The organism is Streptomyces sp. NPDC088197, assembly GCF_044741185.1.
Lineage (GTDB): Bacteria > Actinomycetota > Actinomycetes > Streptomycetales > Streptomycetaceae > Actinacidiphila.
In genome coordinates this window covers 454,904-479,403 of the sequence record NZ_JBIUSD010000005.1, presented here as the reverse complement: position 1 = coordinate 479,403, position 24,500 = coordinate 454,904, and the positions used below count along the sequence as shown (strand labels likewise).

Genomic DNA, 24,500 nt, shown 5'->3' with positions numbered 1-24,500 from the left:
GGGCGCCGCAACACTCAATACTGATGGACCGTCAGATACGGGGAGTGCGGCCTGCCGACACTGCGCGACAGCGTCGGGGGAGCGGCCAGCAGCCGGTTCACGTGCGCCCGCGGCAGACCGTGCGCCGGATTGACCGGCAGCAGCAGCCGGTCAGGACGGAACCTGGCCCTGCGGACCAGACGGCGCGGGATCACGTCGTCGGTCCAGGCGAAGGGCCGCCCCGCCGCGTACCGCAGGATCGGCGCCCACTTGCGCGCCGAGTACCGCTCCGCCTCGCGCAGCGGCGGATCGCCGGGCCGCGGCCGGTAGCCGCTGAATTCCACCACCGGCAGCGGCGGCAGACCCAGGCGCGGGGCGATGTGCGTGTTCGCCTCGTGCTCCCAGGTGGTCGCCCACACGAGGTCGTACATATCCGCCAGTTCGCGCAACCACACGCCGTGCCGGGCGGACAGCAGCACGGTGTGGGTCAGGATGTCGTGCACGGTGAAGTCCGGCGAGGGCAGCACCGGATTGAGCACACCGTCGACATCCAGGAAGAGCAGCGGTCGGACCATGGAACTCCTTCCCCGGTGGCGGGGCAGGTCGGTGTGTGTCGCCAGAGAGGGACGAGGCGACGGCCGGTACGGTTGCGGGTCGGACGGGAGGACATATGCGCGAAGACGACGGTCCGGCTACCCCCGACGGCGGAAGCGACGCGTCACCCGGGGGCGCGTCACCCGATGATGCGGCACCCGCCGGGGCGGCAGTCGGTAACGCGCCGCCGGACGAGGCGGCACCCGGCGGACCGGGACGCGGGCGAACGTCGCCCGGCGACCCCACGCCGGGCGACGCGGCACTGCTCGCCAGGCTGCGGGCCGCCCCCGTACTGGCCGGGCCGCTGCCGGAATTCGACCCGGGCGACGCCCCCGACACCCCCGGCCCGCTCTTCGCGACCTGGCTGGAACTGGCGCTTTCCGACGCACTGCCGGAACCGCACGTCATGACGCTCGCCACGGTCGGCGCCGACGGCACGCCCAGCGCCCGCGTCCTGATGCTGCGCGGAGTCGACACCGCCGACTGCGCCGTCGACTTCGCGTCCGACGCGGTCAGCCGCAAGGGCCGCGACCTGGCCGCGCACCCCGTCGCCGCGCTGACCTGGTACTGGCCCGCGCACGGACGGCAGATCCGGATGACGGGACCGGTCGACGTACTGGACGAGGAGACCGCCCGGCGGGACTTCCTCGGCCGCTCCCCGGCCTCCCGCGCCGCCGGCTTCACCGGGCGGATGAGCGGCCCGCTGACCGGAGCGATGGAGTACGAGCGGGCGCGCGCCGCGGCGGACGCCCTGGTGGCCGCGGAACCGGAACGGATTCCCGAGGGCCACACCGTGTACCGGCTGCGTGCCCAGGAGGCGGAGTTCTTCCAGGCCGACCCCGGCCGCTTCCACGTACGGCTGCGCTACACCCGCTCCGGTCAGGCGGGGGAGGGCCGGGACGGGCGCGGCGACGCGGACACGGACGGCGGTTGGACCCGGACCCTGCTGTGGCCATGACTCATCCCTGGGGATGACGCGGGAACCGGCCAACCCCCTCCATGGGCGGAGGCACGGATGGCCCCCGGTGCGGATGCGCCACACCGGGGCCGCCTGATGAAGTGGATGGCGTGTACAGCAACCACGGGCCGCCGCTCGACCTGAGCCACCTGGCGGACGACCTCCGCCTCACGGTCGAACTGCGTTCCGTGGCGGCCAGCGCGCGCCGCCGGGCCACGCGCGACGGCGACCAGCAGATCGACACCGCCCACCTGCTGCACTCCCTTTTGGAGATCGACCCCCTGGCGCGGGCCGCCTGCGACGCCGGGACCGGACAGGTCGTCCGCGTGCTCGGCTACCTGGTGCAGCGCAGCATCGGCTACGGGCTGCGCTGGCGCGGCACCGTCGAGGACTCCGGCGCGCTGCCCACCGTCCAGGCCGTCGCCGGCACCGGCTGGAGCCCGTCCGCCGCCGCCGCGATCCGCAACGCCGTCGCCCTCGCCCGCCGCCGTGGCCGCACCCAGGCCGACGGCATCGACCTGCTCGACGCGCTCGCCTCCGACCCCGAATGCCGCGCCGTGGACGTGCTGCGCGCCGCCGGACTCGACGTCAGCGGCTACCGGGATGACGGTCCTGTCGCGAGCTGACATCATGACCCGATGCACGTAACTCAGCGGCGAAACGAGGGCCTCGGGCTCGCTCTGGTGTCCGCCTTCGCCTTCGGCGGCTCGGGCGTGGCCGCCAAACCGCTGATCGAATCAGGGCTCGACCCGCTGCACGTGGTCTGGATGCGCGTCGCGGGCGCCGCGCTCATCCTGCTCCCCATCGCCCTGCGCCACCGCGAACTGCCCCGCCGCAGGCCGGGACTGATCCTCGGGTTCGGCCTCCTCGGCATCACCGGCTGCCAGGCCCTGTACTTCGTGGCCATCTCCCGCATCCCGGTCGGCGTCGCCATCCTCGTCGAATTCCTCGGCCCCGCCCTGCTGTTGGGCTGGGTCCGCTTCGTCCAGCGCCGCCCCGTCAGCCGGTCCGCGGCCCTGGGTGTCGTGCTCGCCATCGCCGGCATGGCCGCCGTCGTCGAGATCTGGTCCGGCCTGGCCTTCGACCCGCTCGGCCTGCTCCTCGCCTTCGGCGCCGCCTGTTGCCAGGTCGCCTACTTCGTCCTCGCCGACGACGGCGCGGAGAGCGCGGACGCGCCGGAACCCATCGCCGTCATCGCCTATGGCCTCCTCGTCGGCACCGCCGTCCTCTCGGTCGTCGCCCGCCCCTGGAACATCGACTGGGCGATCGTCTGGCAGCAGTCCGCGCTCGGTGAGCGCGAGGTCCCGGCCGTTCTCCTCGTCGCCTGGATCGTCCTCGTCTCCACCGTCGTCGCCTACCTCGCCGGCGTCCTCGCCGTCCGCCGCCTCACCCCTCAGATCGCCGGGGTCGTCGCCACCCTCGAAGCCATCGTCGGCACGGTCCTCGCCTGGGTCCTCCTCGACGAGCACCTGGGCGCCGCCCAGGTCGTCGGCGGCGCCCTCGTCCTGGCGGGCGCCTTCACGGCCCAAACGGCCAGCCGCGCCAAGCCGGCGGCGACGCCGGACCCCCTCCCAGAACCCGACTTGGCCGACGCCTAGCGCCAAACAGCTCCCCACCGAGCACCGCTCCGCGCCGGGGTTCGCCGGTGGGGTGCGTTTGCGTGAGGGCCTGCGCCCCTCCGGTACCGCTGCGCGCCGGGGTTCGCCGGTAGCCAGCGAGCCGAAGGCGGCGCCGGTGTCGAAAGCGACGATGAGCAGGGAGCGAGGAACGAGCGACCGTCGAAGAGGAGCGTCGACACCGGATATAAGCCGCCGGAGGCGAGAGGGCGGCAAAAAAAAGGGAAGGACGGTGAGCCTGCGCAAGAGGGCTCCCACGCACGGTTCGCCGTACCGGTGACCTGACGCGAGTGGGCGACCCGCACCCCTGCCCCCCCCGCAAGAGAGCCACCCGCACCCCCGCCCCCCCCCGCAAGAGCCCCCGCCCCCCAACCCGCCTCTCTCCACCGCCCTGCCCTCGCCCACCCCCCGCCCCCTCCCCCCCGACCCCACCCCCCTCGCGTAAGCTTCCCCCATGCATCTCACCGTTCTCCCGCCTCCTGCCGTCTGACGCGGGCGGCGACATTTCGGAAGACCTGGGGCCGGACCCGGCGCGGTGACTCGCGTTCGAGGTGAACGGCCGGGTCGCCGCTGTCCGCATATGGCGACCGGCGACCTCACCCCACCTCTTCCGCGGGAGAATTCTCGTGTCACTCACGCATGTCCACACCCCGGTCGACGCTGCCCTGTCGACGAACCGGGGCCTGATCTATGTCGTTTTCGCGGCCACCGCCTGGGGCACGGCGGGCGCCGCGGCGGCGCTGTTGTACGACGGGAGCGGGCTCGGCCCGCTGTCGCTGACCTTCTGGCGGGCGGCCGGCGGCTTTCTGCTGCTGTCGGCGGTGCGCGCGGTGCGTCCGGCCGCCGCGGTGCGGGTGGTGCGGGCGGAGCCGCGGCGGCGCAAGGCGGTGCGGCTCCTGGTCACCGGCGCGGGCCTGACGCTCTTTCAGACCGCGTACTTCTGCGCGGTCAAGTCCACCGGGCTTGCGGTGGCCACGGTGGTGACGCTCGGGTCGGGCCCGGTGCTGATCGCGGTCGTGGCGCGGCTGGCGATGGGGGAGCGGCTCGGTCGCGGCGGTACGGCGGCCGTGGCGGGCGCGCTCGGCGGTCTCGCGGTGCTGGTACTGGGCGACGGCGGTACGGGCGTACGGCCGCTCGGTGTGCTGCTCGCGGTGCTGTCCGCCACGGGGTACGCGGCGATCACGCTGCTCACCCGGTGGCTGGGGCGCACAGGCTCGGCGGGCGACCCGCTGGACACCTCGCTGTGGTCGTTCGGCATCTGCGCGGTGGCGCTGCTGCCCGCGGCCTGGGCCGAGGGGCTGTTGCCGCAGGCGGCGGGGCTCGGCCGTACGGTACTGCTGCTCTGCTACCTGGCGTCGGTGCCGACGGCCGCCGCGTACGGGCTGTACTTCGCGGGCGCCGCGGTCCTGCGGGCCGCGACCGTCTCGGTGATCGCCCTGATCGAGCCGGTCTCGGCGGCCGTCATCGCCGTGGCACTGCTCGGTGAACATCTCACGGCCGCGACGGTGACGGGCACCGTGGTCCTGCTGGCGGCCGTGACCGGTCTCGGTCTCGAGGAGGCCAGGTCCGCGTCGGCGCAGCGGAGGGCGGCGCCCGTGGGGTGAGCCCTCAGGCGCCGGTCCCGGCGTCGGCCGCCGCGGACAGGCGGCGGATCTGATGGGTACGGGCCGCCGCGTCGTGCGGCCCGTCCCGGTCCGCGAGCAGGTCCGTGACGCGCCGCCGCATCCGCTCCGGCTTGTTGCCGCCGTACTTGAACTTCGCCCGTACGTCGGTGACGTCGAGGCGGACACCGCGGATGCCGGGCAGCATGCGGCCGAACGGCTCCTGGCCCGGTTCCACGGGCGCGGTGCCGCCTCGGGGCTGGAAGTGGCCGACCTGGCGCCGCAGGAGGTCGGCCTTGAGCTGCGGGTCGTCCACGATGTGGGCGGTGCAGTACAGCAGGACGGCGGCGTAGAAGCTGGTCGGTGTGCCGTGTTCCGTGGGGGCGCCCTCGGGCGTGTGCCAGGGGCCGGGGATGAACGTGTAGTCGTCCACGACGCTGAGCGTGACCCGCGGGCTCGCCTCCAGGGCCCGCCAGATCGGGTTCGGGCGGGCGAGGTGCGTGACGGCCTCGCCCAGCCCGGCCGGTCCGGGACTGTCGGCGCCGGCCCGCGGGTCGTAGGCGAAGTGCAGTGGCTGGACGAACGGCGGCTCTCCGTCGAGGCCGTTGACGGTGAGCTGGCCGAAGTCGTGGACGGCCAGCCACTCCTGCCACTCGCTGTCGGAGGTGGGCGCGTCCCAGGGGTGGATCAGCATGCCGCGGCCCTCACTTTCCCGGTCGGCCGGGCAGGTAGCCGGGCAGCGGTATCGACGGGTCGAGGTCGTCCGCCGGGATCGGGGCGCCGTAGGTCCTGGCGACCGGGACCACGCCGGTCCAGTAGGGGAGCGAGATGTCCTCCGGCTCGTCGTTGGGGCCGCCGGTGCGGAGCTTCGCCGAGACCTCCAGCAGGTCGAGCCGGATGACGGCGGTGGCGGCCAGCTCCTTCGCGTCCGCCCGGCGGGAGTCGGCGGCGCGTCCGGGCACGGCCTGCTCGACGATCGCGTCCAGCGCGAGCGACCGCTCGGCCGGGTCGGTCACCTGGTGGGCGATGCCGTGCACCACCACCGAGCGGTAGTTGATCGAGTGGTGGAAGGCGGAGCGGGCCAGCACCAGGCCGTCGACGTGGGTGACGGTGAGGCAGACCGCGAGCCCGTCGTCGGCCCGCGCCCCGCGCAGCGGCCGGGACCCGGTCGAACCGTGCACGTACAGCCGCTCGCCCGACCTGGCGTAGAGCGTCGGCAGCACGACCGGCGCGCCGTCGCGGATGAAGCCGAGGTGGCACACATAGCCCTCGTCCAGGATGCCGTGCACCATCTCCCGGTCGTACGCGGCGCGTTCGCGGCTGCGGGTCGGGACGGTGCGGTCGGTGGGCGGATATCCGACGGGAGGTGCGGAGGCCATGGCGAGATCCTTTGCACTAGTGCATAATAAGGTTTGTGCTAGGAGATTACCGGATCACAGGTCGGGGCGCATCGGATATCGCCGCCAGCGTCGAGAGCGCGGTCGGCACGGGCGCGCTGCGTCCCGGTGAGGCGCTGCCGCCGCTGCGGGAACTGGCCCAGGAACTGGACGTCAACCCGAACACCGTGGCCGCCGCCTACCGGCTGCTGCGCGACCGCGGGGTGATCGAGACGGCGGGGCGGCGCGGCAGCCGGGTACGGTCACGGCCCGCCACCGCGCCCCGTGACGAGATCCGGATCGACGTCCCGGCGGGCGTCCGCGACATCGCCTCCGGCAACCCCGACCTCGCGCTGCTGCCGCCGCTCGACGGGGCGCTCGCCGCCGCCGCAGCCCGCCACGCGGAGGCACCCGCGCTCTACGGCGCCGTCCCGGTCGATCCCGAACTGGCGGCGGCGGCCCGCGCCGCGTTCGACGCGGACGGCGTTCCCGGCGGGCCGATCGGCATCACCTCCGGCTCGCTGGACGCCATCGAGCGCGTCCTGGCCGCCCATCTGCGGCCCGGCGACGCCGTGGCCGTCGAGGACCCCGGCTGGGGCAGCACCCTCGACCTCGTACCGGCGATGGGGCTGCGCGCCGTCCCCGTCGGCGTGGACGACGAGGGACCGCTGACCGAGTACGTGGCGCGGGCCGTCCGGGCGGGCGCCCGGGCGCTCGTCGTCACCGACCGGGGACAGAATCCGACCGGCGCGGCCGTCTCGGCCGCCCGCGCCCGCGAGTTGCGCGCCCTGCTCGCCGACCACCGGCAGGTGCTGGTCATCGACGACGACCACGTACACGGACTGGTCGACCTGCCGCTGCACTGCCTGTCCGGGGTCACCGACCACTGGGCGCTGGTCCGCTCCACCGCCAAGGCGTACGGCCCCGACCTGCGGCTCGCGCTCTACACCGGCGACGCCGTGACCGTCGACCGCGTGCGCGGGCGGCACCGCCTCGGCGCCGGATGGGTCAGCCACCTGCTGCAACGGGCCGTCGTCCACCTCTGGGAGTCCGGCGCCGTCGATCCGGCCCGCACCGCGCGGTCCTACGGGGAGCGGCGCGACGGTCTGGTGCGGGCGCTGGCCGAGCGCGGGATCACGGCGCACGGCCGCAGCGGCATGAACGTATGGGTGCCGGTCAGTGACGAGACCGGCGCGGTGGCCGGGCTGCTCCAGCGCGGCTGGGCGGTGGCGCCGGGCGCCCGCTTCCGGCTGGCCTCACCGCCGGGCATCCGGCTGACCGTCTCCGCGCTCGCCCCCGCCGACGTCGTCCCGCTGGCCGACGCCGTCGCCGCCGTACTGCGCCCCGCGGGGCCGGGCGCGGCGTCAGGCGCGGGCCGCTACGGCTGAGCCCTGACGGCCGAAGCGGGTGCGGTCGCCGCGGGCTCGGCCGCGGACCGGGGCTCCGCGGCGGGCAGCGCGTCCTCCGTCTGTATCAGCGTCTGGAGCCGGACCTCGGCCTCCACGGGCACGGCGGCCGGGTCCGGTTCCGGTGCGGGCGCGGCCTTGGGGCGGCGCTGGGTGAGGGCCGCGCCGATCAGGATGACGGCGGCGCCGACCGGCTCGTTCCAGCTCAGTGCCTCGCCGAGCAGCAGGACACCGGCGGCGGTGGCCACGATCGGGATGAGGTAGGTGACCATCGAGCCGATCGTCGGCCCCTTCTCCGCGACCAGGCCGTACTGGATGAGGAAGGCGACCCCGGTGCCGAGCGCGCCCAGCGCCAGCACCGACAGCACCGACTTGAGCGGGTACGCGTCGGGCATCGAGGTGAAGAACGGCGTGACCAGCAGCAGTTGCGCGGTGCCGAGGCTCAACTGGCTCGCGGACATGGCCAGGTGGGAGCTGTCCGTGCCGGACAGAGTGCGGCGCACGTACGCCCAGCCGACCGCGTAGCTGAAGGCCGCGGTGAGCGCCATGATCGTGCCCTTGGGGTCCTGTCCCGAGAAGCCCTGCCAGGCGCCGAGCACGGTCAGCACGCCGATGAAGCCGAGGCCGACACCCGCGAAGCGCTGCCGCGAGGGCCGGTCCTCCGACAGCGCGACCACGGACACCAGCATCGAGAACAGCGGTGTCGCCGCGTTGCATATCCCCGCCAGCATCGACGGGATGGTCTGCTCGGAGTAGGCGAAGAGCGAGAACGGCAGCGCGTTGAGCAGTACCGCGGCGACCGCCAGGTGCAGCCAGACGCGCGGTCCGCGCGGCAGCCGCTCCCGCTTGACCGCGACGGCCACGGCCAGCACCGCCGTGCCGAAGACCATCCGGCCGAGCGTGACCTGGAGGGGCGCGAACGCCTCGTTGCCCACCTTCATGAACAGGAAGCTGAAGCCCCAGACCAGGCCGAGCGCGGCGAAGCGGATCCGCCAGTCGACGGTCCTGCGCGGTATGCGGCGCGAGGTCCGGCCGGAGCGGGGCGAAGAGGAGGCGGGTGTCGGGGAGACGGGAGCGGAAGCGGCTGTCCTGGGCTCGGCGGGTGCGGTCATGCGACTACGATGGCGCGTTCGACCTCGTAGAACAAGCGAGAATTTGTACACGGACGACGTAGGATTACTAACATGTTGAGTCTGGAGCGCCTGCGCGTCCTGCACGCCATCGACACCTACGGCTCGGTGTCCGCCGCGGCGGACGTGCTGAGTGTGACGACCTCGGCCGTGTCGCAGCAGATGGCGAAGCTGGAGCGGGAGACCGGCCAGTCCCTGCTCACGAAGAACGGCCGCGGGGTACGGCTGACCGACGCGGGACGGCTGCTGTCCGGGCACGCCGACCGGATACTGTCCCTGGTCGAGCTGGCGCACGCCGACCTGGAGGCGCACCGGGGCGCCGCCGTCGGCGAACTGCGGGCCGGCGCCTTCCCCACCGCCGTCCGGGGCCTGTTCCCCGACGCCCTCAACGCGCTGCGGCGCGAGCACCCGCAGCTCAGGACCGTCGTGCACGAGCTGGAGCCGCAGGAGTCGCTGGCCCGGCTGGCACGCGGCGACATCGACCTCGCGGTCGTCCTCGACTGGTACAACAAGCCGCTGTCGCTGCCCGGCGGCCTCGCCAAGGCGCCCCTCGTCGACGACATCGCCGACATCGCGCTGCCCGTGGGGCACCGGCTGGAGGGCTGCGACCAGATCGAGCTGGACGAACTGATCGACGAGGACTGGATCGCCTGGCCCGACGGCGGCTTCTGCAACGAATGGCTGCTGTTCACCCTGCGCGGCAAGGGCATCGAACCGCGGATCGCGCACCACGCTGAGGAGCACGCCACCGTGCTCGCGCTCGTCGCCGCCGGTCTCGGCGTCGCCGTCATGCCCCGCCTCGGCCGCGACCCGATGCCCGGGGGCGTCCGCATCGCCCCCGTCCAGCACACCATGCGCCGCCATGTCTACGCCGTCTGGCGCGAGGACGCGGACCGCCGCCCCGCCATCCGCGTGGCGGTCGAGGCCCTGCGCCGTTCGGCGGGACGCGTGGGCGACTGACCCCCGGCGAAGCGGTACGGAGCCCGGCCCGCAGTGGCCTCCGGAATCCGGTCGGACGGTGAGGCTCGCGCCGGCCGGCGGATTCAGGAGCGCCCCGGCTCCGGCCTGGCCGCCGCGGCGGCCATCTTCGTGAAGTCCCACGAGACGACCCGCTCCGGTGTCAGCCGCAGCCACGCGTGCCGTCCGTCGTGCGGCATCGCGGGCAGGCCGAAATTCCGCTCGGAGAAAAGGCGTTCCGGTGTGTCGAGTTCGGGGTGCGGCACGCCGGTACGGGGGGCCTCGCCGACGAAGTCGACCGAGCCAGACAGCTCGACGCCGCGCAGCTCGCCGTAGTCCTCGCCGTCGTCCACGACCACGGCGATCCGCGGGTCGCGCCGCAGGTCGGCCCAACGGCGGCTGCGGACCAGGGAGTAGAGCCAGAGCGAGGTGCCGTCCCAGGCGAACCACAGGGCGCCCGCGTGCGGACGGCCGTCCGGCGAGACGGTCGCGACCCGGCAGGTGCGGTGCCCGGCGAGGAAGACGTCGATCTCCGCCGCGCTCATCATGATCCTGCGGCCCCGACGCTGGGTGGCGGTCATGGCACCTCCGTGCGCATCGCCCATGGCTGACGAGGAGCTGATCCCATGTCAGGTCCTCCGCCGGAATCATCCGGCACCGGACCGCGAGGGGCCAGCCCCCGATCCCTTCCGATCTGACAGACCGTCAATTATGGTGCGCGCCATGACCTCCGCCGACCGCCTCGCCGCACTGCTGCGGCCCGCGACCACCGCGCTGCTGACCGTCGAGTGCCAGCGCGGTGTGGTCGGGAGCGACAGCGCGTTGCCCGAACTGGCCGCCGCGGCACGCGACTCGGGCGTGCTGGACCGCGTCGGCCGCCTGGTCGCGGGCGCGCACGCCGCGGGCGCCGCCGTCCTGCACGCCGTCGCGATCCGCCGCCCGGACGGACGCGGCGCCAACCGCAACGCCCGGCTGTTCCGCGCCGCCGACCGGCTGCCGGTCAAGCAGCTCGACGGCACCGACGCCGTACGGCTCACCGAGGAGATCCCGGTCGCCGACACCGACCTGACGGTCACCCGGCTGCACGGCCTCTCGCCGATCGCGGGCACCGACGTCGACGCGCTGCTGCGCAACCTCGGCTGCCGGACCCTGATCGTCACCGGGGTCTCGCTCAACATCGCGATCCCCAACGCGGTCTTCGACGCCGTCAACCTCGGCTACGACGTCGTGCTGCCCGCCGACGCCGTCGCCGGAGTCCCCGCCGACTACGCGGCGGCCGTCGTCCGGCACAGCCTGTCGCTGGTCGCCACGGTGACCACGACCGACGACATCCTGGCCGTCTGGAAGCGGTGACGCGAGCGCCACAACACCGTTGCCCCGAAGCGTCGTTGGCCGCCTCGGATTCCGGTCGCCGCCCGGCGCCGGACGCGGCACCCACCCGCCGCGCCCGGCACCGCAGCCGACGACGTAAGCCCGTAAGCCCGAAGACCCGTAGACCCGTAAGCCCGTAAGTCGTACGTCCGGACCGATCAGCTACCGAGCATCACCTGGTCACCCGACACCGTCACGTTCTCCGAAGGCAGCGGCCTCGTCGCCGGGCCGCTGGCGACGCTGCCGTCGGCCACGTGGAACTTGCTGCCGTGGCAAGGGCAGTTGATCGTGCCGTCGGACACGCTGCCGACCTGGCAGCCCGAGTGGGTGCAGGTCGAGGAGAACGCCTTGTACTGCCCGGCGGTCGGCTGGGTGACGACCACCTTCTGGTCGGCGTAGATCTTCCCGCCGCCGACCGGGACGTCCGAGGTCTTGCCGAGCGCGGTGCCGCCGCCACCGGAGGCCGCGGACGAGGTGGGCGCCGTGCCCGCGTCCGACGTGGTGGGGTCCGCGCCGGCCGAGGTCGTCGGCGCCCCGGCGTCCGACGGCGACGCGGAGTCGGAGGCGGCGTTCGACGAGCCGTCCGAGCTGCCGCAGGCGGCCAAGGCCGCGGCGAGTCCCACGCCGCCCGCCGCCGCTACGAAGCCGCGACGCGTGGGAGGCACGGAGAATCGGGGGGTCTCTGCCATGAGGTGCGTCCTGTCCGTTCGTGGGGCCGGGCGGCGGAGGGACACCGCCCGGCAGCGTGGTGTCACGCGTGCTGTCTCATACGGGCGTCCGCTCCGGAACGTTCAACGCCGCACGCAAGAAGTTCACCTGGTGCCTCAGGAGTCCCTCCACCACCGTCTCGTCCGTCGGCGAGTGCGTGACGTTCGACAGCGGCAGCACCTGGTGCGGGCGGTGCGCCGCGAGCAGGGCCGCCGACATCCGCAGCGTGTGCGCCACCACCACGTTGTCGTCCGCCATGCCGTGCACCAGCAGCAGCGGGCGCCGCAGGTCCGCGGCCTCGCCGATCGGCGACGAGCAGTCGTACGCGGCGGGCTCCTCGTCCGGGTGGCCGAGGAAGCGCTCCCGCCAGTGCGTGTCGTACAGCCGCTGGTCGCTCGGCGCCGCGCCGCTGACCGCCGCGTGGAAGACCTCGGGCCGGCGGATCACCGCCGCGGTGGCCAGCGTGCCGCCGTACGACCAGCCGCGGATCCCGACCCGCCCGAGGTCGAGGTCGGGGCAGTGCTCGGCCGCCGCGCGCAGCGCCGTGACCTGGTCCTCGATCGGCGCGCTGAGCGAGTCGCCGCGCACGGTCTTCTCCCAGGCCGGGCCGCGCGCGGGTGTGCCGCGCCCGTCCGCGACGACCACCGCGAAGCCCTCCTCGGCGAACCACTGCGCCTCGTACATCGACCAGCCCCCGCCGCGCGTCACCAGCCGCATCGCGGGCCCGCCGTAGGAGGCGACCAGCACCGGCAGCGGCCCGCCGCCCGGCTCGTACCAGGACGGCAGCAGCAGCGCCGTACGGATCTCCCGCTCACCGGCCCGCAGCCAGGTCACGCGCGGGGTCAGGACGGGCTCCGCTGCCAGGCAGCCGACCGCGGTCTCCTGACCGCCGTCGCGCAGCAGCGTCGTGCGGTGGCCGCGCTCGGTGCGGGAGTCGAGCAGCAGCGTGCCGCCCGCGCGCAGGCCGGTGTGCACGCCGGGACCGGAGCTGAGCCGTACGAGGCCGTGCTCGCGGTCGTACGACCACAGGTGCTCCTCGGTCGGCTCGTCGCAGGCGGTGAAGAGCACCGACTCGCCCGCCGCGCCGAGGACTTCGCGGACGTGCAGACCGTCCGGCGTCACCGGCTCGCCGCCGACCGTCAGCCGCCGGGACCCGCCGGTGTCCGCGGTGTGCACCAGCGCGCCGGACGCGGTCCTGGCGGGCGTGCCGGGGATCAGTTGCACCCACGCCGGGTCGCGCTGTTCGTGCAGCAGCCGCGTCCCGCCGCTGCCGGGGTCGGCGGCGAGCACCCGTACCGTCCGCTGGTCCCGGCTCTGGACCGCCAGCAGCGGGCCGTGCGCGTCCCAGTCCGCGCTCGTCAGATATTCGTACGCCGCGCGGTCCCAGCGGACCTCGGTGCGCCTCCCGTCCAGGCCCAGCACGTGCAGCGAGACATCGGCGTTGGCCGTGCCCGCCGTCGGGTAGGGCACCGCGCGCGGCGGCTTGGCGGGATCGGCCGGGTCGGAGATCCACCAGCGTCGGACGCGGGCGGTGTCGACGCGGGCGGTCAGGAGCGCGCCGCCGTCGGGTGACCACCAGTGGCCGCGGTACCGGTGCATCTCCTCCGCCGCCACGTGCTCGGCGAGCCCGTACGTCACGTCCGCGGTCTCCGGCGCGGCGAGCAGCAGATCGGCGCCGCCGTCGAGGTCCGCCACCCGCAGCGCGCCCTCCGTCACATACGCCACGCGCCGCCCGGCCGGGTCCGGCCGAGGGTCGACCACGGGCCCGGCGGTGGCGACCGGGCGCGCCGCGCCGCCGTCGGTCCGCACCGTCCACAAGGCGCCGTCCAGCGCGAAGACGACGGTGCGCGCGGCGGCGTCGGTGGCGTACGCGACGATGCCGCCACTGCGTTCCCTGGTCCGCTCGCGCCTGACCAGCTCCGCCTCCGGCACCTCGCCCGGCGCGGCGCCGAGCGCGTCCGGATCGACCAGCAGCCGCTCCTCGCCGTCCGCGAGCAGCCACAGACAGCTCGTACGGTCCTCGCCGCCGCGGGTGCGCAGGAAGAGCAGCCTCCCGCCGTCGGGGGAGAGGGTGAAGGAGCGGGGCACACCGAGCGAGAAGCGCTGGGTGCGGGCGAGTTGGCGGGGCAGGTCGCCGGAAGGGGTACGGAGCGGGGCGCGCGCCGGGTCACGCGCGAGGTCAGGTGCCGGGTTATCGGTGTCCATGAGGGGACTCTGGCCCATTAGCCTGGAGCGATGTTGAGAGAAGTGACGGGCATCCGCTATGTGACGCCGCTGCGCGAGGGCGGCTCGGTGCCCGGTGTCGTCGAGGCCGACGATCTCGGTACGTACGTCGTGAAGTTCACCGGCGCGGCCCAGGGCCGCAAGGCGCTGATCGCCGAGGTAATCGCGGGCGAGCTGGCCAGGCGGCTGGGGCTGCGGGTGCCGGAGCTGGTGCGCTTCCACTTCGATCCGGCCATCGCGCCCGGCGAGCCCGACCAGGAGATCCAGGATCTGCTGAAGGCGAGCGGCGGGCTCAATCTCGGAATGGACTTCCTGCCCGGATCTCTCGGCTTCGATCCACTGGTCTTCCCCGTGGACACCGCGGAGGCGAGCCGCATCGTCTGGTTCGACGCGCTCATCGGCAACGTCGACAGATCGTGGCGGAATCCTAACATGCTGGTCTGGCACCGGGACTTGTGGCTCATCGACCACGGCGCCTCACTGATCTGGCACCACAACTGGCGTACGGCGCGCGCCGCTTCCGACAAGCCGTACAACGCCGCCGACCACGCGCTGTCCCGCTTCTCGCCCGATCCGGCCGCGGCGGCGGCCGAGTTGGGGCCACTCGTCACCGACGCGCTGCTCGCCGAGGTGACCGCGCTGGTCCCCGACGAGTGGCTGACCGACGAGCCGGGGTTCGACTCGCCCGACGACGTACGCCGCGCCTACCGCGAGCTGCTGCTGGCCCGCGCCGGGGACGTACACCTGCGGACCACGCTCGCGCTCCGGCAGGAGGAGAAACAGCCGCCGCCGGAGTGGCTGCGGACCTGGGTCGAGGGGAAGAACGCCCAGTGACCGGCCGGGACGTCTTCGAGTACGCGCTGGTGCGCGTGGTGCCGCGGATCGAGCGCGGCGAGATGATCAACGCGGGCGTGCTGGTGTACTGCCGCGCGCAGGGCTTCGTCGGGGCCCGTGTGCACCTGGACGAGGCCAGGCTGCGCTGCCTGGACGCGGAGGTGGACGTGCTCGGCGTGCGGGTGGCGCTGCGCGGCTACGAGGACATCTGCGAGGGCGGCGAGCGGGCGGGACAGGCGGCGGGGGACGACCCCGGACGCCGTTTCCGCTGGCTCACCGCGCCGCGCAGCACCATCGTGCAGCCGGGCCCGATCCACACCGGTCTCACCGCGGACGCGGGCCGGGAGGCGGACCGGCTGCTGGAGCTGTTGGTGCGCTGAGCCATCTCGCACAGCCGTGCCCTGAGCCACATCGGCCGTGGTGGCGTTGACACAGGGTCACGGCGCTCCTACGGTTTCGGCAACGGGACCTACTAAGCGGTCGCTCATGTGCCAGGCGCGGGCCGGGCACGGACGGCGCCGCACCACAGGGCTGAGGAGATCAGATGTCCACCACCGAGCAGCGCGTCGCGATCGTCACCGGTGCCGCGCGCGGAATCGGCGCCGCCACCGCGGTGCGCCTGGCCGCCGAGGGCCGCGCCGTCGCCGTACTCGACCTCGACGAGAGCGCCTGCAAGGACACCGTCGAGACGATCACCGCGGCGGGCGGCAAGGCCATCGCGGTCGGCGCCGACGTGTCCGACGAGGCGCAGGTCGAGGCGGCCGTCGCCAAGGTGGTCCAGGAGCTGGGCGCGCCGACGATCCTGGTGAACAACGCGGGCGTGCTCCGCGACAATCTGCTGTTCAAGATGAGCGCGTCCGACTGGGACACGGTCATGAACGTGCACCTGCGCGGCGCCTTCCTGATGACCCGCGCCGTCCAGAAGCACATGGTGGACGCCGCGTTCGGCCGCGTCGTCAACCTCTCCTCGTCCTCCGCGCTCGGCAACCGCGGCCAGGTCAACTACTCGGCCGCCAAGGCCGGTCTCCAGGGCTTCACCAAGACCCTCGCCTTCGAACTCGGCAAGTTCGGCGTCACCGCCAACGCCGTCGCGCCCGGCTTCATCGCCACCGACATGACCGCCGCCACCGCCGCGCGCGTCGGCATGGGCTTCGACGACTTCAAGGCCGCCGCCGCCACCCAGATCCCGGTCCAGCGGGTCGGCGTCCCCGACGACGTCGCGAACGCCATCGCCTTCTTCACCGGCGAGCAGGCCGGCTTCGTGTCCGGCCAGGTCCTGTACGTGGCCGGTGGCCCGCTCGACTGACGCGCGCCGCGCCGACCGAGTGACACCCCCACAACCGACAGGCCGGAGGCCCCAGACCATGACCCAGCCCCCCGACAGCGGGCGCGTCGCCCTCGTCACCGGCGCCAGCCGGGGCATCGGCTACGGCATCGCCGAAGCCCTCGTCGCCCGCGGCGACCGGGTGTGCATCACCGGGCGCAACGAGGACGCGCTCTTGGAAGCCGTCGAGAAGCTCGGCGCCGACCGCGCCATCGGCGTCGCGGGCAAGGCCCACGACGAGGCGCACCAGGCCGTCGCCGTGGAACGCACCATGGAGGCGTTCGGCCGCGTCGACTACCTCGCCAACAACGCGGGCACCAACCCGGTCTACGGGCTGCTCGCCGACCTCGACCTCGGCGTCGCCCGCAAGGTGTACGAGACCAACGTCATCTCCGCGCTCGGCTTCGCCCAGCAGACGTGGAAGGCGTGGCAGAAGGAGAACGGCGGCGCGATCGTGAACGTCGCCTCCGTCGCGGGCCTCGCCCCCTCGCCGCTCATCGGCGCCTACGGCATCAGCAAGGCCGCGATGATCAACCTCACGGTGCAGCTCGCCGCGGAGATGGCGCCCGGCGTCCGGGTCAACTCCGTCGCGCCCGCCGTGGTGAAGACGAAATTCGCCGCCGCGCTGTACGAGGGCCGGGAGGCGGAGGCCGCGGCCGCGTACCCGCTCAAGCGGCTCGGTCTGCCCGAGGACATCGGCGGCGCCGCCGCCTTCCTGCTCTCCGACCAGGCGAGCTGGATCACCGGGCAGAATCTCGTCCTCGACGGCGGGCTCTTCCTCCAGGCGGGGGTCGCGTAGCGGCGGCCGTCCGAGGGGTCCGCGAGTCGGCCCGTACGAACGCGGCCCGGACGCGCGGGCTTGCCTTCGTCCGTACTCCAACGTGCACAGTCCTCGTGTGGGTGACCGCGACGGTCGCCCGCCGAGGACTTCCCACGTTACGGATTACGGAGACCGCACATGCGTTACCGCACACTCGCAGGAGGCGCGGGGCCCGAGGTCAGCGCCCTGTGCCTGGGCATCCTGCCGTTCGGCACGACCGTGGACGAAGCCACGTCCTTCGCGATCCTGGACCGCTTCGCCGAGGCGGGCGGCACCTACGTCGACACCGCCAACAACTACTCGGTCTGGGCCCCCGGCGGCACCGGCGACGAGAGCGAACTGCTGCTCGGCCGCTGGCTGCACAGCCGCGGCGCCCGGGACCGTACCGTCGTCGCCACCAAGGTCGGGGCCCGGCCGCCCGTCGGATCGACCGCCGTGTGGCCCGACGCCTGGGAAGGGCTGTCGGCCAAGGCGATCGAGGCCGGGATCGAGGGCAGCCTGCGGCGGCTGGGCACCGACCACGTCGACGTGTACTACGCGCACGTCGAGGACCGCGACGTGCCGATGGCCGAGACCGTCCAGGCATTCGCGGACGTCGTGCGCGGCGGCAGCACCCGCGTCCTGGGATGCAGCAACCACGCCGCCTGGCGCGTCGGCGCGGCCCGGCAGTACGCCGCCGACCACGGGCTGCCCGGTTACACGTGCGTGCAGCAGCGCTACACCTACCTGTGGCCCGTGCCGGGCGGCGAGTGGGGCGCGCAGTGGTATGCCCGCGACGACATGCAGGACCTGGTCGCCTCGAACGACGACATGACGCTGATGGCGTACGGGCCGTTGATGAGCGGCGCGTACACCCGCACCGACAAGGAACTGCTCGCGCAGTACGACCACCCCCTGTCGCACCGCAGGCTCGAAGTGCTGCGGGAGGTCGCGGCCGAGGCGGGCGCGACGCCCAACCAGGTCGTCCTGGCCTGGCAGATGGGCGGCGCGCTGCCGGTGGTTCCCGTGGTCGGGGTGAGCAGCCTCGCGCAGCTCGAAGAGGCTCTGGGCGCCGTGGAGTTGGACCTGGACCCGGAGCTGCGGGCCCGGCTGGACGCCGTCTGAGCACGGCGGGCGGGTGAGGCCGCCGACGCCGATCGGCGAGCTGATCGGCGGGCCGGCCGGTGAGTTGGCCGGGGATGCGGCGATGTCAGTGGGTGGCGGTACGTTCTGGGGCAGTAGCAAACGGATCGATTGCCGGAGGTTCCTGACGTGCCCAGCATGCTGCCCGACTCCTGGGAGACCGTTCTCGGCGAGGAGTTGGACAAGCCGTACTTCCAGCAACTCACCGAATTCGTCGAGGCCGAGCGGGAGGAGCACCGGATCTTCCCGCCGCGCGACGAGGTCTTCGCGGCGCTGGAGGCGACGCCGTTCGACCGCGTCAAGGTGCTGATCCTCGGTCAGGACCCGTACCACGGCGCGGGACAGGGGCACGGGCTGTGCTTCTCGGTGCGGCCCGGCGTGAAGACGCCGCCCTCGCTGCGGAACATCTTCAAGGAGATGAAGGAGGAGCTGGGCCACCCCATTCCGGACAACGGCTATCTGATGCCGTGGGCCGATCAAGGTGTCCTGCTGCTCAACGCGGTGCTGACGGTCCGCGAGGGCGAGGCCAACTCGCACAAGGGCAAGGGCTGGGAGAAGTTCACCGACGCGGTCATCAAGGCCGTGGCGGCCCGCCCCGACCCGGCCGTCTTCGTCCTGTGGGGGAACTACGCGAAGAAGAAGCTGCCGCTGATCGACACCGAGCGGCACGCCGTCGTCCAGGGCGCGCACCCCTCGCCGCTGTCGGCGAAGCTCTTCATGGGCAGCCGCCCCTTCACCCAGATCGACAAGGCCGTCGCCGACCAGGGGCACACCCCGATCGACTGGCGCATCCCCGATCTCGGGGCGTCCGCGAGTTAGCTTCGTGGGTGAGGCGAGGAGGCTCGGGTGGAGCGACGGGACGAGCCGGGTGGACCGGACGCGATCATGACCAGGATCGGACAGGTCGTGATGCTGCTGCACGCCGGGGACCGGGAGGAGGCCAGAACCCGGTTCGGCGCGCTGTGGGACGAGATCGGGGAGCGGGGCGACCCCCTGCACCGCTGCACGCTGGCGCACTACATGGCCGACACGCAGGACGACCCCGAGGACGAACTGGCCTGGGACCTGCGGGCGTTGCGGGCCGCCGACGCCGTCACGGCGCGCGGCGGCACCGAGCCCCGCGGGGGCCCCGGCAGCCCCGGCGGCCCTGACAGCCCCGGTCGCTCCACCGGCGCCGCGCAGATCCGCGGCTTCTACCCCTCGCTCCACCTCAATCTCGCCGCCTCCTACGCGAAGGTGGACGAGGACCGGCTGGCCCGCAGCCACCTCGGCCTGGCCCGCAAGGCGTGCGACGCGCTCGCCGACGACGCGTACGGGGACGGGGTGCGGGCCGCCGTGGCCCGGATGGAGTTGCGGCTGCTGGGCTCCGACCAGCTTCCGTAGCCGTGAGCCGTGAGCCGTGAGCCGTGAGCCGTGAGGGGGCAGGGGTCAGGGGTCAGCGGCCCCCCGTCACCCTTCGGCCTTCGGCCTTCGGCCGTCAGCCGTCAGCCGACGCGAGCCGTGCCGTCCGTCCGGCCCGGCTCACCGGCCGTAGGACTGACGGCAGATCCGGGCCGCGTCCCCGTCCTTCGCCCAGCCGCCGTAGGTCTCGCCCAGCGCGCAGACGTCGGCGGCGCCGGGCAGCGCCGCTGCCGGTCCGCGCGGGAGGGACGTCGGCGGCGGCACCGAGCGGGAGCGCGGCACCGGCCGGTGCCGCGGCTCAGAGCCAGGCCGCGGCCCTTGACCCGCGGAGTACGGGCCCGTGCCCGGTCGGCCGCCCGACTCACCGGCACCGCGCTCCGGTTCGGGCGAGGGCGTCCTGGAAGGGGCCGGATCCGGCTCGGCCGTCTCCAGCAGCACATGGTCGGGCCGCGGCACCAGCGGCCCGCCGTCCGGCGCCGCCACCCGCGGCGCGGCCCTGCCGGGCACGGGAGCGGGGACGGGGACGGGGGCCGGGGGAGCGGAGACGGTGGTGCACCCGGCCGCGGCGGAGGCCGCCACCAGGAACACGACCACGGGTAGGCGGCGCATTCCGACAACTGTGCCGAAACATGGCGGAGCCGGGTATGCCCCGCAGGGGTGAGCGGCCGGGCGGGGCGTACCGCGCGCTCACCCGTCCGGGGCCGTTCCGTCGCGGGGCCGCGCCGTACTCCCGCTGCCCGAAGGCCCCGGAAGCGTTCCCGAACCGTCCCCGTATGCTGCGGGGACACCGCGAGAAGGAACGACAGGAGCAGCGCATGGCATCCGGCAGCGCCCCACGGAAGATCGGCGTGATCGGGCTCGGTGACATCGCGCAGAAGGCGTATCTGCCGGTCCTCGCCTCGCAGCCGGACCTCGAACTGCACCTCCAGACCCGCACCCCGGCGACCCTCGACCGGATCGGCGACGCCTACCGGCTGCCGCACCGCCACACCTCACTGGACACGCTGCTCGGCCAGGGCCTCGACGCCGCCTTCGTGCACGCGCCCACCGACCTCCACGTCGAGATCGCCGGACGGCTGATCGAAGCGGGCGTCCCCGTCTACGTCGACAAGCCGCTCGCCCGCGATCTGGACGGCGCACGGCAACTGGTGGCCCTCGCCGAGGAGCGCGGCGTCCCGCTCATGGCGGGCTTCAACCGCCGTTACGCGCCCGCCTACGCGCAGTGTCTCGACCACCCGCGCGACCTGATCCTCATGCAGAAGAACCGCGTCGGCCTCCCCGAAGAGGCCCGCGGGATGATCTTCGACGACTTCATCCACGTCGTCGACACCTTGCGCTTCCTGGCCCCCGGCACCGTCCGGGACGTCCACGTCTCCGCCAAGGTCCGTGCCGGCCTCGTCCACCACATCGTGCTGCACCTGTCGGGTGACGGCTTCACCGCGATCGGCTCCATGAACCGGATGAGCGGGTCCACCGAGGAGAGCCTGGACGTCAGCGGTGACGACACCCGCCGCCAGGTGCTGAATCTCGCCGAGGTCATCGACCACAAGGGCCAGCCGACGGTACGCCGCCGGGGCGACTGGGTGCCGGTGGCCCGGCAGCGCGGCATCGAGCAGATCACCCTGGCCTTCCTCGACGCCGTCCGCGCGGGCAAGCACCTCGACGCCCAGGACGCGCTGCGCACCCACGAACTGTGCGAGCGGGTCGTCACCGAGGTCCGGGAGCTGACCGCCTGACCAGCACCACGCGCCGGATCTCGTAGGCGGCGGCCAGCACGACCAGCAGCAGCGCCAGACGCGGCACCCAGTCGCCGAACCGGTCGTACGGGCTGCGGCCGGTGGCCAGCGGCACCGCGTAGACCCGCGCCGTACTGCTGCTCTCGCTGATCCGCTGCCCGACCGGTTGGCCGTTCGCGTCGTAGACGGCGCTGATCCCGGTCAGGGTCGCGTGCACCATCGGCCGCCAGCTCTCCGCAGCCCGCAGTGCCGCGAGCGAGGCGTGCTGCGCGGGCGCCCACGACCCCTGGAACGACGACGTGGACGACTGCGCCACCAGCACCTGGGCGCCCTTGTCCGCGAGATTGCGGCTCATGTCGGCGAAGGCGGACTCGAAGCAGATCAGCGGCCCGATCCGTACCGTCCCGGTGTCCATCACGACCTGGTGGTCGCCGCGCTGCCGGTCCTCACCCGCGGCCTTGCCGACCGAGGTGGCCCAGCCGAGCAGCGACCGGAAGGGGATGTACTCGCCGAACGGCACCAGCCGCATCTTGTCGTACGTGGGTCCGGTGACGCCGTCCGGGCCGATCAGCACCGACGTCTTGGAGATGCCGGTGCCGTCCGCGCGCTCCGCGTCCACATTGACCAGGATGTCGGCGCCGACCTGCTGGGAGAGGGCCGCCAGCTCCTCCGCCAACTGGGGCCGCGAGGTGAGGTCGAAGCCGACGCTGCTCTCGCCCCAGACCACGAGATCCGGGTGGTTACCCACCAGGCCGCGGGTGAGCGCCACCTGCCGCTCGATCCGGGCCTCGGGGCCCACGACGACGCCCGGCTGGACGACCGCGACCCGCACGGCGCCGGACTGCTGCGGGTGCGGTGCCCACAGCCACACCATGCCGGTCAGCACGGCGGCCGTGGCCAGTGCGGTCGCCGCGGGCCTTCGGACGGCGGGCACCGCGACGAGCGCGGTCAGCGCGGTGTTGACGAGCACCACCAGGAGGCTGACCAGCCACACCCCGCCGACGGAGGCCAGCCGCAGCGCGGGCCGCACCTGCCACTGGCTGGCGCCCAGCAGTCCCCAGGGGCCGCCGAGATACTGCCAGGAGCGCACCAGCTCCACCATCAGCCAGCCGCACGGCACCAGCACCATCGCCGCCGCGGCCCGCCGCGACCCGGTGCCCTCGCCGAGCAGCCTGCGCACCAGCCAGCCCCACGGCGCCCACAGCGCGCCCAGCAGCAGGGCGAGCACGACGATGAACACGTTCAGACTCGCGAAGAGCCAGTGGTGCACCGCCAGCATGAAGCCCGCGCCGCCCAGCCAGCCGTCCAGCGCCGCCCGCCGCGCACTGCCCGCGGAGCGCACCAGCAGCATCCACGGCACCAGCGCCACGTACGCCAGCCACCACAGCGACGGCGCGGGGAAGGCGAGCGCCGGGAGCGCCCCGGCGGCGGCGGCGCCCAGCCCGCGCGCCCACGGCGAGGACAGCCGTGACCGCTGCTCCTGGGCCGTCACCGTCATGCGTGCTCCCTCGCCGCCGTTCACTGTCGCTCTGTTCCGCCCTGTTCCGTCCGCACGCCGCCATCCGCGCCGAATCCGCTCCGGCGTTCCTGGCTCCGGCCTACCCTGCGCGGATGGCGGCATGCGGACGACGGCGTGTCGTCCGCATGCCGCCATCCCCATGCCGCCGTGTCCCTGCCGTCGCCCGCGCGTCGCCGCGCACCCGCCGGTGGCCGCCGCGCGTGCCGCTGCCCCGGTCGGTACGGCGTTCCCCGCACCGGTCCGCGGGCGGCTCAGCCGTCCTGGTCCTCCAGCACGGCGAGATCCTCGGGCGCGGGACCGTTGCCGACGGCGCGGCGGCGTACGGCCGTGAAAGCGGCGGCTGCCGAGCCGGTGAAGGCGGCGGCCACCACCCACGGGCGGTTCAGGACATGGCCGGTCAGATGGTCCAGAGAGTAGCGGCCGGGTCCCGTGACACCCAAAGCGGCGGCGCAGAAGCCGAGGAAGGCGGGGTACTCGTAGCCGCCGGACGTGTTGAAGAAACCGGCGGGGGCGTGGACGGAGACCGCGCCCGCCATGGCGCCGGCCGCCGCCGCGCCCGCGGCCGGGGTGGCGATCCCCAGGGCCAGCAGCAGCCCGCCGCCCGCCTCGCCGAGCCCGGCCGCGACGGCGCTCGCCCGCTCCGGCTTGAAGCCCATCTGCTCCATGGCCGCCGAGGTGCCGTCGATCCCACCGCCGCCGAACCAGCCGAAGAGCTTCTGCGCGCCGTGCGCGAAGAGCACCCCGCCGGTCCCCGCGCGCAACGCCAGCAGTCCGATGTCCTTGCGGTGCGCGAGTGCCATGACCGGGTCCTCTCCTGGTGCCGGGCCCCGGTCCCGGTCCGACTCCGGACCGCCGGGCTGCTCCCAGTCTTCGCGGACCCCACCGGATGCCGCCGCTCCTGGCGGTCCGTCCGGGCTACACGGCTGACACGGGCTACACGGCTGACACCGGCCTCGCGGCTCGTCCGGACGCCACCGCTCGTCCGGACGCCACCGCTCGTCCGGACGCCATCGCTCGGACGGACACCGGCGCCCGTACAGAGACCACTGCTCGTCCGGATACCACCGCAGTCGCAGACGTCACCGCGCGCTCAGGGCAGCCGGTTCCACGCGGTCAGCACATGGCGGCCGTGTTCCAGGCCGAGTCGGCTGACGGTGCCGGTGGCGAGCTGGAACAGGGCGCCGTCGGCCGGGGGCAGCCCCAGTCTGCGGGCGGTCAGCACCCGCAGGAAGTGGGCGTGCGCGACCAGCACCACGTCGCCGCCGTCGCTGTTGGTGAACGCCGCGTCGGCGAGGGCCAGCACCCGGTCGGCCCGCTCGCCGACCTGTTCCGCCGTTTCCCCCGGATGGCCCTCGGGGCCCTCGGGGACCCCGTCGGTCCACAGATCCCAGGAGGGACGGGTGCGGTGGATGTCACGGGTGGTGACGCCCTCGTAGCCGCCGTAGTCCCACTCGCACAGGTGGGCGTCGACCCGTGTGCGCTCGAGCCCGGCCAGCTTCGCGGTGTCCCGCGCGCGCCGCATCGGGCTGGTGATCACGGTGGAGATGTGCCTGCTGGCCAGCATCGGAGCCAGCGTTCTGGCCTGCTCCTCGCCGTTCGGGGTGAGGGGCAGATCGGTGTAGCTGGTGTGCTGGCCGGTCAGCGTCCACTCGGTCTCGCCGTGACGGATCAGTACCAGTTCGCCCATCGGTACACCTCCCGCGGCGCCCCTCGGCGCCCCGAAGTGATCATACGTCCGCCCGGTCCCGTCAGTAGGATGACGGCCTGGCCACCCCTCTCCGCGCGTGACCCGGATGTGTGAACACCGACATGTGAGTACAGATGT

The 24,500-nt window shown here is 73.6% G+C and carries 26 protein-coding genes; 15 read left to right on the top strand and 11 right to left on the bottom strand.

The genetic code is table 11. The features are described from left to right. Positions 1-14 precede the first annotated feature (14 nt). Positions 15-554: an HAD domain-containing protein gene (locus ACIOC1_RS16465; protein WP_355335693.1), complete on the bottom strand. Its 540-nt coding sequence runs from the start codon at positions 552-554 to the stop codon at positions 15-17. Between the two features lie 95 nt (positions 555-649). On the opposite strand from ACIOC1_RS16465, the gene ACIOC1_RS16460 reads away from it, so the two are divergent. The 4 genes from ACIOC1_RS16460 (at position 650) to ACIOC1_RS16445 (ending at position 4,751) form a co-directional block, all read left to right on the top strand. Beyond that, on the top strand, positions 650-1,531 hold the full coding sequence (locus ACIOC1_RS16460) for a pyridoxal 5'-phosphate synthase (protein WP_401854862.1): 882 nt from the start codon (positions 650-652) through the stop codon (positions 1,529-1,531). A gap of 110 nt (positions 1,532-1,641) precedes the next feature. Next, complete coding sequence (locus ACIOC1_RS16455) at positions 1,642-2,157, top strand: Clp protease N-terminal domain-containing protein (protein ID WP_355335688.1); 516 nt, start codon at positions 1,642-1,644, stop codon at positions 2,155-2,157. A 12-nt stretch (positions 2,158-2,169) separates the two neighbouring features. Then, a complete protein-coding gene (locus tag ACIOC1_RS16450) occupies positions 2,170-3,129 on the top strand; it encodes an EamA family transporter (protein ID WP_401854859.1) in 960 nt (319 codons plus the stop codon). Positions 3,130-3,773: 644 nt separating this feature from the next. Beyond that, on the top strand, positions 3,774-4,751 hold the full coding sequence (locus ACIOC1_RS16445) for a DMT family transporter (protein ID WP_401854857.1): 978 nt from the start codon (positions 3,774-3,776) through the stop codon (positions 4,749-4,751). Positions 4,752-4,755: 4 nt separating this feature from the next. Here the strand turns inward: ACIOC1_RS16445 and ACIOC1_RS16440 are convergent, their stop codons facing one another. Beyond that, positions 4,756-5,442 (bottom strand): FMN-binding negative transcriptional regulator, encoded by a 687-nt coding sequence (locus tag ACIOC1_RS16440; RefSeq protein ID WP_401854854.1) that lies wholly within the window; start codon positions 5,440-5,442, stop codon positions 4,756-4,758. 10 nt (positions 5,443-5,452) lie between these two features. Then, on the bottom strand, positions 5,453-6,127 hold the full coding sequence (locus ACIOC1_RS16435) for a pyridoxamine 5'-phosphate oxidase family protein (protein ID WP_355335677.1): 675 nt from the start codon (positions 6,125-6,127) through the stop codon (positions 5,453-5,455). 35 nt (positions 6,128-6,162) lie between these two features. On the opposite strand from ACIOC1_RS16435, the gene ACIOC1_RS16430 reads away from it, so the two are divergent. Next, positions 6,163-7,512, top strand: a complete 1,350-nt coding sequence (locus tag ACIOC1_RS16430; protein ID WP_401854851.1) for an aminotransferase class I/II-fold pyridoxal phosphate-dependent enzyme — start codon at positions 6,163-6,165, stop codon at positions 7,510-7,512. Here the strand turns inward: ACIOC1_RS16430 and ACIOC1_RS16425 are convergent. After that, positions 7,503-8,642 (bottom strand): DMT family transporter, encoded by a 1,140-nt coding sequence (locus tag ACIOC1_RS16425; RefSeq protein WP_401854848.1) that lies wholly within the window; start codon positions 8,640-8,642, stop codon positions 7,503-7,505. The two genes, ACIOC1_RS16430 and ACIOC1_RS16425, sit on opposite strands and share 10 nt — an antisense overlap. Positions 8,643-8,714: 72 nt before the next feature. Between ACIOC1_RS16425 and ACIOC1_RS16420 the strand changes: the two genes are divergently transcribed. Beyond that, a complete protein-coding gene (locus tag ACIOC1_RS16420; RefSeq protein WP_355335669.1) occupies positions 8,715-9,620 on the top strand; it encodes a LysR family transcriptional regulator in 906 nt (301 codons plus the stop codon). A gap of 83 nt (positions 9,621-9,703) precedes the next feature. Here the strand turns inward: ACIOC1_RS16420 and ACIOC1_RS16415 are convergent, their stop codons facing one another. Continuing rightward, positions 9,704-10,198, bottom strand: coding sequence for a pyridoxamine 5'-phosphate oxidase family protein (locus tag ACIOC1_RS16415; protein WP_401719819.1), 495 nt, complete (start codon positions 10,196-10,198; stop codon positions 9,704-9,706). 142 nt (positions 10,199-10,340) lie between these two features. On the opposite strand from ACIOC1_RS16415, the gene ACIOC1_RS16410 reads away from it, so the two are divergent. Then, complete coding sequence (locus ACIOC1_RS16410; protein WP_401854846.1) at positions 10,341-10,970, top strand: isochorismatase family protein; 630 nt, start codon at positions 10,341-10,343, stop codon at positions 10,968-10,970. Positions 10,971-11,146: 176 nt separating this feature from the next. Here the strand turns inward: ACIOC1_RS16410 and ACIOC1_RS16405 are convergent, their stop codons facing one another. Beyond that, positions 11,147-11,677, bottom strand: a complete 531-nt coding sequence (locus ACIOC1_RS16405; protein WP_401854844.1) for a Rieske (2Fe-2S) protein — start codon at positions 11,675-11,677, stop codon at positions 11,147-11,149. A 76-nt stretch (positions 11,678-11,753) separates the two neighbouring features. After that, entirely contained in the window at positions 11,754-13,901 is a 2,148-nt protein-coding gene (locus ACIOC1_RS16400) for a prolyl oligopeptidase family serine peptidase (RefSeq protein ID WP_401854841.1), read from the bottom strand. A gap of 30 nt (positions 13,902-13,931) precedes the next feature. On the opposite strand from ACIOC1_RS16400, the gene ACIOC1_RS16395 reads away from it, so the two are divergent. The 7 genes from ACIOC1_RS16395 (at position 13,932) to ACIOC1_RS16365 (ending at position 19,402) form a co-directional block, all read left to right on the top strand. Then, positions 13,932-14,753 carry a HipA family kinase gene (locus ACIOC1_RS16395; RefSeq protein WP_401854839.1) on the top strand — a complete coding sequence of 274 codons (822 nt, stop codon included), beginning with the start codon at positions 13,932-13,934 and terminating at the stop codon, positions 14,751-14,753. Further along, the gene (locus ACIOC1_RS16390) at positions 14,750-15,133 is read left to right on the top strand and encodes a DUF3037 domain-containing protein (RefSeq protein WP_355335651.1); all 384 of its coding nucleotides are present in this window, start codon (positions 14,750-14,752) and stop codon (positions 15,131-15,133) included. The genes ACIOC1_RS16395 and ACIOC1_RS16390 overlap by 4 nt, the downstream gene beginning before the upstream one ends. Positions 15,134-15,297: 164 nt before the next feature. Further along, on the top strand, positions 15,298-16,059 hold the full coding sequence (gene fabG / locus ACIOC1_RS16385) for a 3-oxoacyl-ACP reductase FabG (RefSeq protein WP_391125570.1): 762 nt from the start codon (positions 15,298-15,300) through the stop codon (positions 16,057-16,059). Positions 16,060-16,117: 58 nt separating this feature from the next. Beyond that, positions 16,118-16,876 (top strand): SDR family oxidoreductase, encoded by a 759-nt coding sequence (locus ACIOC1_RS16380; RefSeq protein ID WP_401854836.1) that lies wholly within the window; start codon positions 16,118-16,120, stop codon positions 16,874-16,876. A 159-nt stretch (positions 16,877-17,035) separates the two neighbouring features. Beyond that, positions 17,036-18,001 (top strand): aldo/keto reductase, encoded by a 966-nt coding sequence (locus tag ACIOC1_RS16375; RefSeq protein ID WP_391051161.1) that lies wholly within the window; start codon positions 17,036-17,038, stop codon positions 17,999-18,001. Positions 18,002-18,157: 156 nt separating this feature from the next. Continuing rightward, the gene (gene ung, locus ACIOC1_RS16370) at positions 18,158-18,838 is read left to right on the top strand and encodes a uracil-DNA glycosylase (protein WP_355335794.1); all 681 of its coding nucleotides are present in this window, start codon (positions 18,158-18,160) and stop codon (positions 18,836-18,838) included. 27 nt (positions 18,839-18,865) lie between these two features. Then, a complete protein-coding gene (locus ACIOC1_RS16365) occupies positions 18,866-19,402 on the top strand; it encodes a hypothetical protein (protein WP_401854834.1) in 537 nt (178 codons plus the stop codon). A 138-nt stretch (positions 19,403-19,540) separates the two neighbouring features. Here ACIOC1_RS16365 and ACIOC1_RS16360 read toward each other — a convergent pair whose 3' ends face one another. Next, on the bottom strand, positions 19,541-20,029 hold the full coding sequence (locus ACIOC1_RS16360) for a hypothetical protein (protein WP_401854832.1): 489 nt from the start codon (positions 20,027-20,029) through the stop codon (positions 19,541-19,543). Between the two features lie 206 nt (positions 20,030-20,235). Here ACIOC1_RS16360 and ACIOC1_RS16355 point away from each other — a divergent pair, with 206 nt between their 5' ends. After that, positions 20,236-21,156 (top strand): Gfo/Idh/MocA family protein, encoded by a 921-nt coding sequence (locus ACIOC1_RS16355; protein ID WP_401854830.1) that lies wholly within the window; start codon positions 20,236-20,238, stop codon positions 21,154-21,156. On the opposite strand, the gene lnt is transcribed toward ACIOC1_RS16355, so the two are convergent. The 3 genes from lnt to ACIOC1_RS16340 form a co-directional block, all read right to left on the bottom strand. Next, positions 21,128-22,654: an apolipoprotein N-acyltransferase gene (lnt, locus tag ACIOC1_RS16350; protein ID WP_401854828.1), complete on the bottom strand. Its 1,527-nt coding sequence runs from the start codon at positions 22,652-22,654 to the stop codon at positions 21,128-21,130. The genes ACIOC1_RS16355 and lnt overlap by 29 nt on opposite strands. 272 nt (positions 22,655-22,926) lie before the next feature. Continuing rightward, positions 22,927-23,475 (bottom strand): DoxX family protein, encoded by a 549-nt coding sequence (locus ACIOC1_RS16345; RefSeq protein ID WP_401854826.1) that lies wholly within the window; start codon positions 23,473-23,475, stop codon positions 22,927-22,929. Between the two features lie 290 nt (positions 23,476-23,765). Continuing rightward, on the bottom strand, positions 23,766-24,362 hold the full coding sequence (locus ACIOC1_RS16340; RefSeq protein WP_391051170.1) for a histidine phosphatase family protein: 597 nt from the start codon (positions 24,360-24,362) through the stop codon (positions 23,766-23,768). Between the last annotated feature and the right edge of the window lie 138 nt (positions 24,363-24,500).

Coding starts and splice junctions, on each gene's coding strand:
- ACIOC1_RS16465 (WP_355335693.1), bottom strand. CDS start 554: ATGGTCCGACCGCTGCTCTTCCTGGATGTCGACGGTGTGCTCAATCCG.
- ACIOC1_RS16460 (WP_401854862.1), top strand. CDS start 650: ATGCGCGAAGACGACGGTCCGGCTACCCCCGACGGCGGAAGCGACGCG.
- ACIOC1_RS16450 (WP_401854859.1), top strand. CDS start 2,170: ATGCACGTAACTCAGCGGCGAAACGAGGGCCTCGGGCTCGCTCTGGTG.
- ACIOC1_RS16440 (WP_401854854.1), bottom strand. CDS start 5,442: ATGCTGATCCACCCCTGGGACGCGCCCACCTCCGACAGCGAGTGGCAG.
- ACIOC1_RS16435 (WP_355335677.1), bottom strand. CDS start 6,127: ATGGCCTCCGCACCTCCCGTCGGATATCCGCCCACCGACCGCACCGTC.
- ACIOC1_RS16425 (WP_401854848.1), bottom strand. CDS start 8,642: ATGACCGCACCCGCCGAGCCCAGGACAGCCGCTTCCGCTCCCGTCTCC.
- ACIOC1_RS16420 (WP_355335669.1), top strand. CDS start 8,715: ATGTTGAGTCTGGAGCGCCTGCGCGTCCTGCACGCCATCGACACCTAC.
- ACIOC1_RS16415 (WP_401719819.1), bottom strand. CDS start 10,198: ATGACCGCCACCCAGCGTCGGGGCCGCAGGATCATGATGAGCGCGGCG.
- ACIOC1_RS16410 (WP_401854846.1), top strand. CDS start 10,341: ATGACCTCCGCCGACCGCCTCGCCGCACTGCTGCGGCCCGCGACCACC.
- ACIOC1_RS16405 (WP_401854844.1), bottom strand. CDS start 11,677: ATGGCAGAGACCCCCCGATTCTCCGTGCCTCCCACGCGTCGCGGCTTC.
- ACIOC1_RS16400 (WP_401854841.1), bottom strand. CDS start 13,901: ATGGACACCGATAACCCGGCACCTGACCTCGCGCGTGACCCGGCGCGC.
- ACIOC1_RS16395 (WP_401854839.1), top strand. CDS start 13,932: ATGTTGAGAGAAGTGACGGGCATCCGCTATGTGACGCCGCTGCGCGAG.
- fabG (WP_391125570.1), top strand. CDS start 15,298: ATGTCCACCACCGAGCAGCGCGTCGCGATCGTCACCGGTGCCGCGCGC.
- ACIOC1_RS16380 (WP_401854836.1), top strand. CDS start 16,118: ATGACCCAGCCCCCCGACAGCGGGCGCGTCGCCCTCGTCACCGGCGCC.
- ACIOC1_RS16375 (WP_391051161.1), top strand. CDS start 17,036: ATGCGTTACCGCACACTCGCAGGAGGCGCGGGGCCCGAGGTCAGCGCC.
- ung (WP_355335794.1), top strand. CDS start 18,158: ATGCTGCCCGACTCCTGGGAGACCGTTCTCGGCGAGGAGTTGGACAAG.
- ACIOC1_RS16360 (WP_401854832.1), bottom strand. CDS start 20,029: ATGCGCCGCCTACCCGTGGTCGTGTTCCTGGTGGCGGCCTCCGCCGCG.
- ACIOC1_RS16355 (WP_401854830.1), top strand. CDS start 20,236: ATGGCATCCGGCAGCGCCCCACGGAAGATCGGCGTGATCGGGCTCGGT.
- lnt (WP_401854828.1), bottom strand. CDS start 22,654: ATGACGGTGACGGCCCAGGAGCAGCGGTCACGGCTGTCCTCGCCGTGG.
- ACIOC1_RS16345 (WP_401854826.1), bottom strand. CDS start 23,475: ATGGCACTCGCGCACCGCAAGGACATCGGACTGCTGGCGTTGCGCGCG.
- ACIOC1_RS16340 (WP_391051170.1), bottom strand. CDS start 24,362: ATGGGCGAACTGGTACTGATCCGTCACGGCGAGACCGAGTGGACGCTG.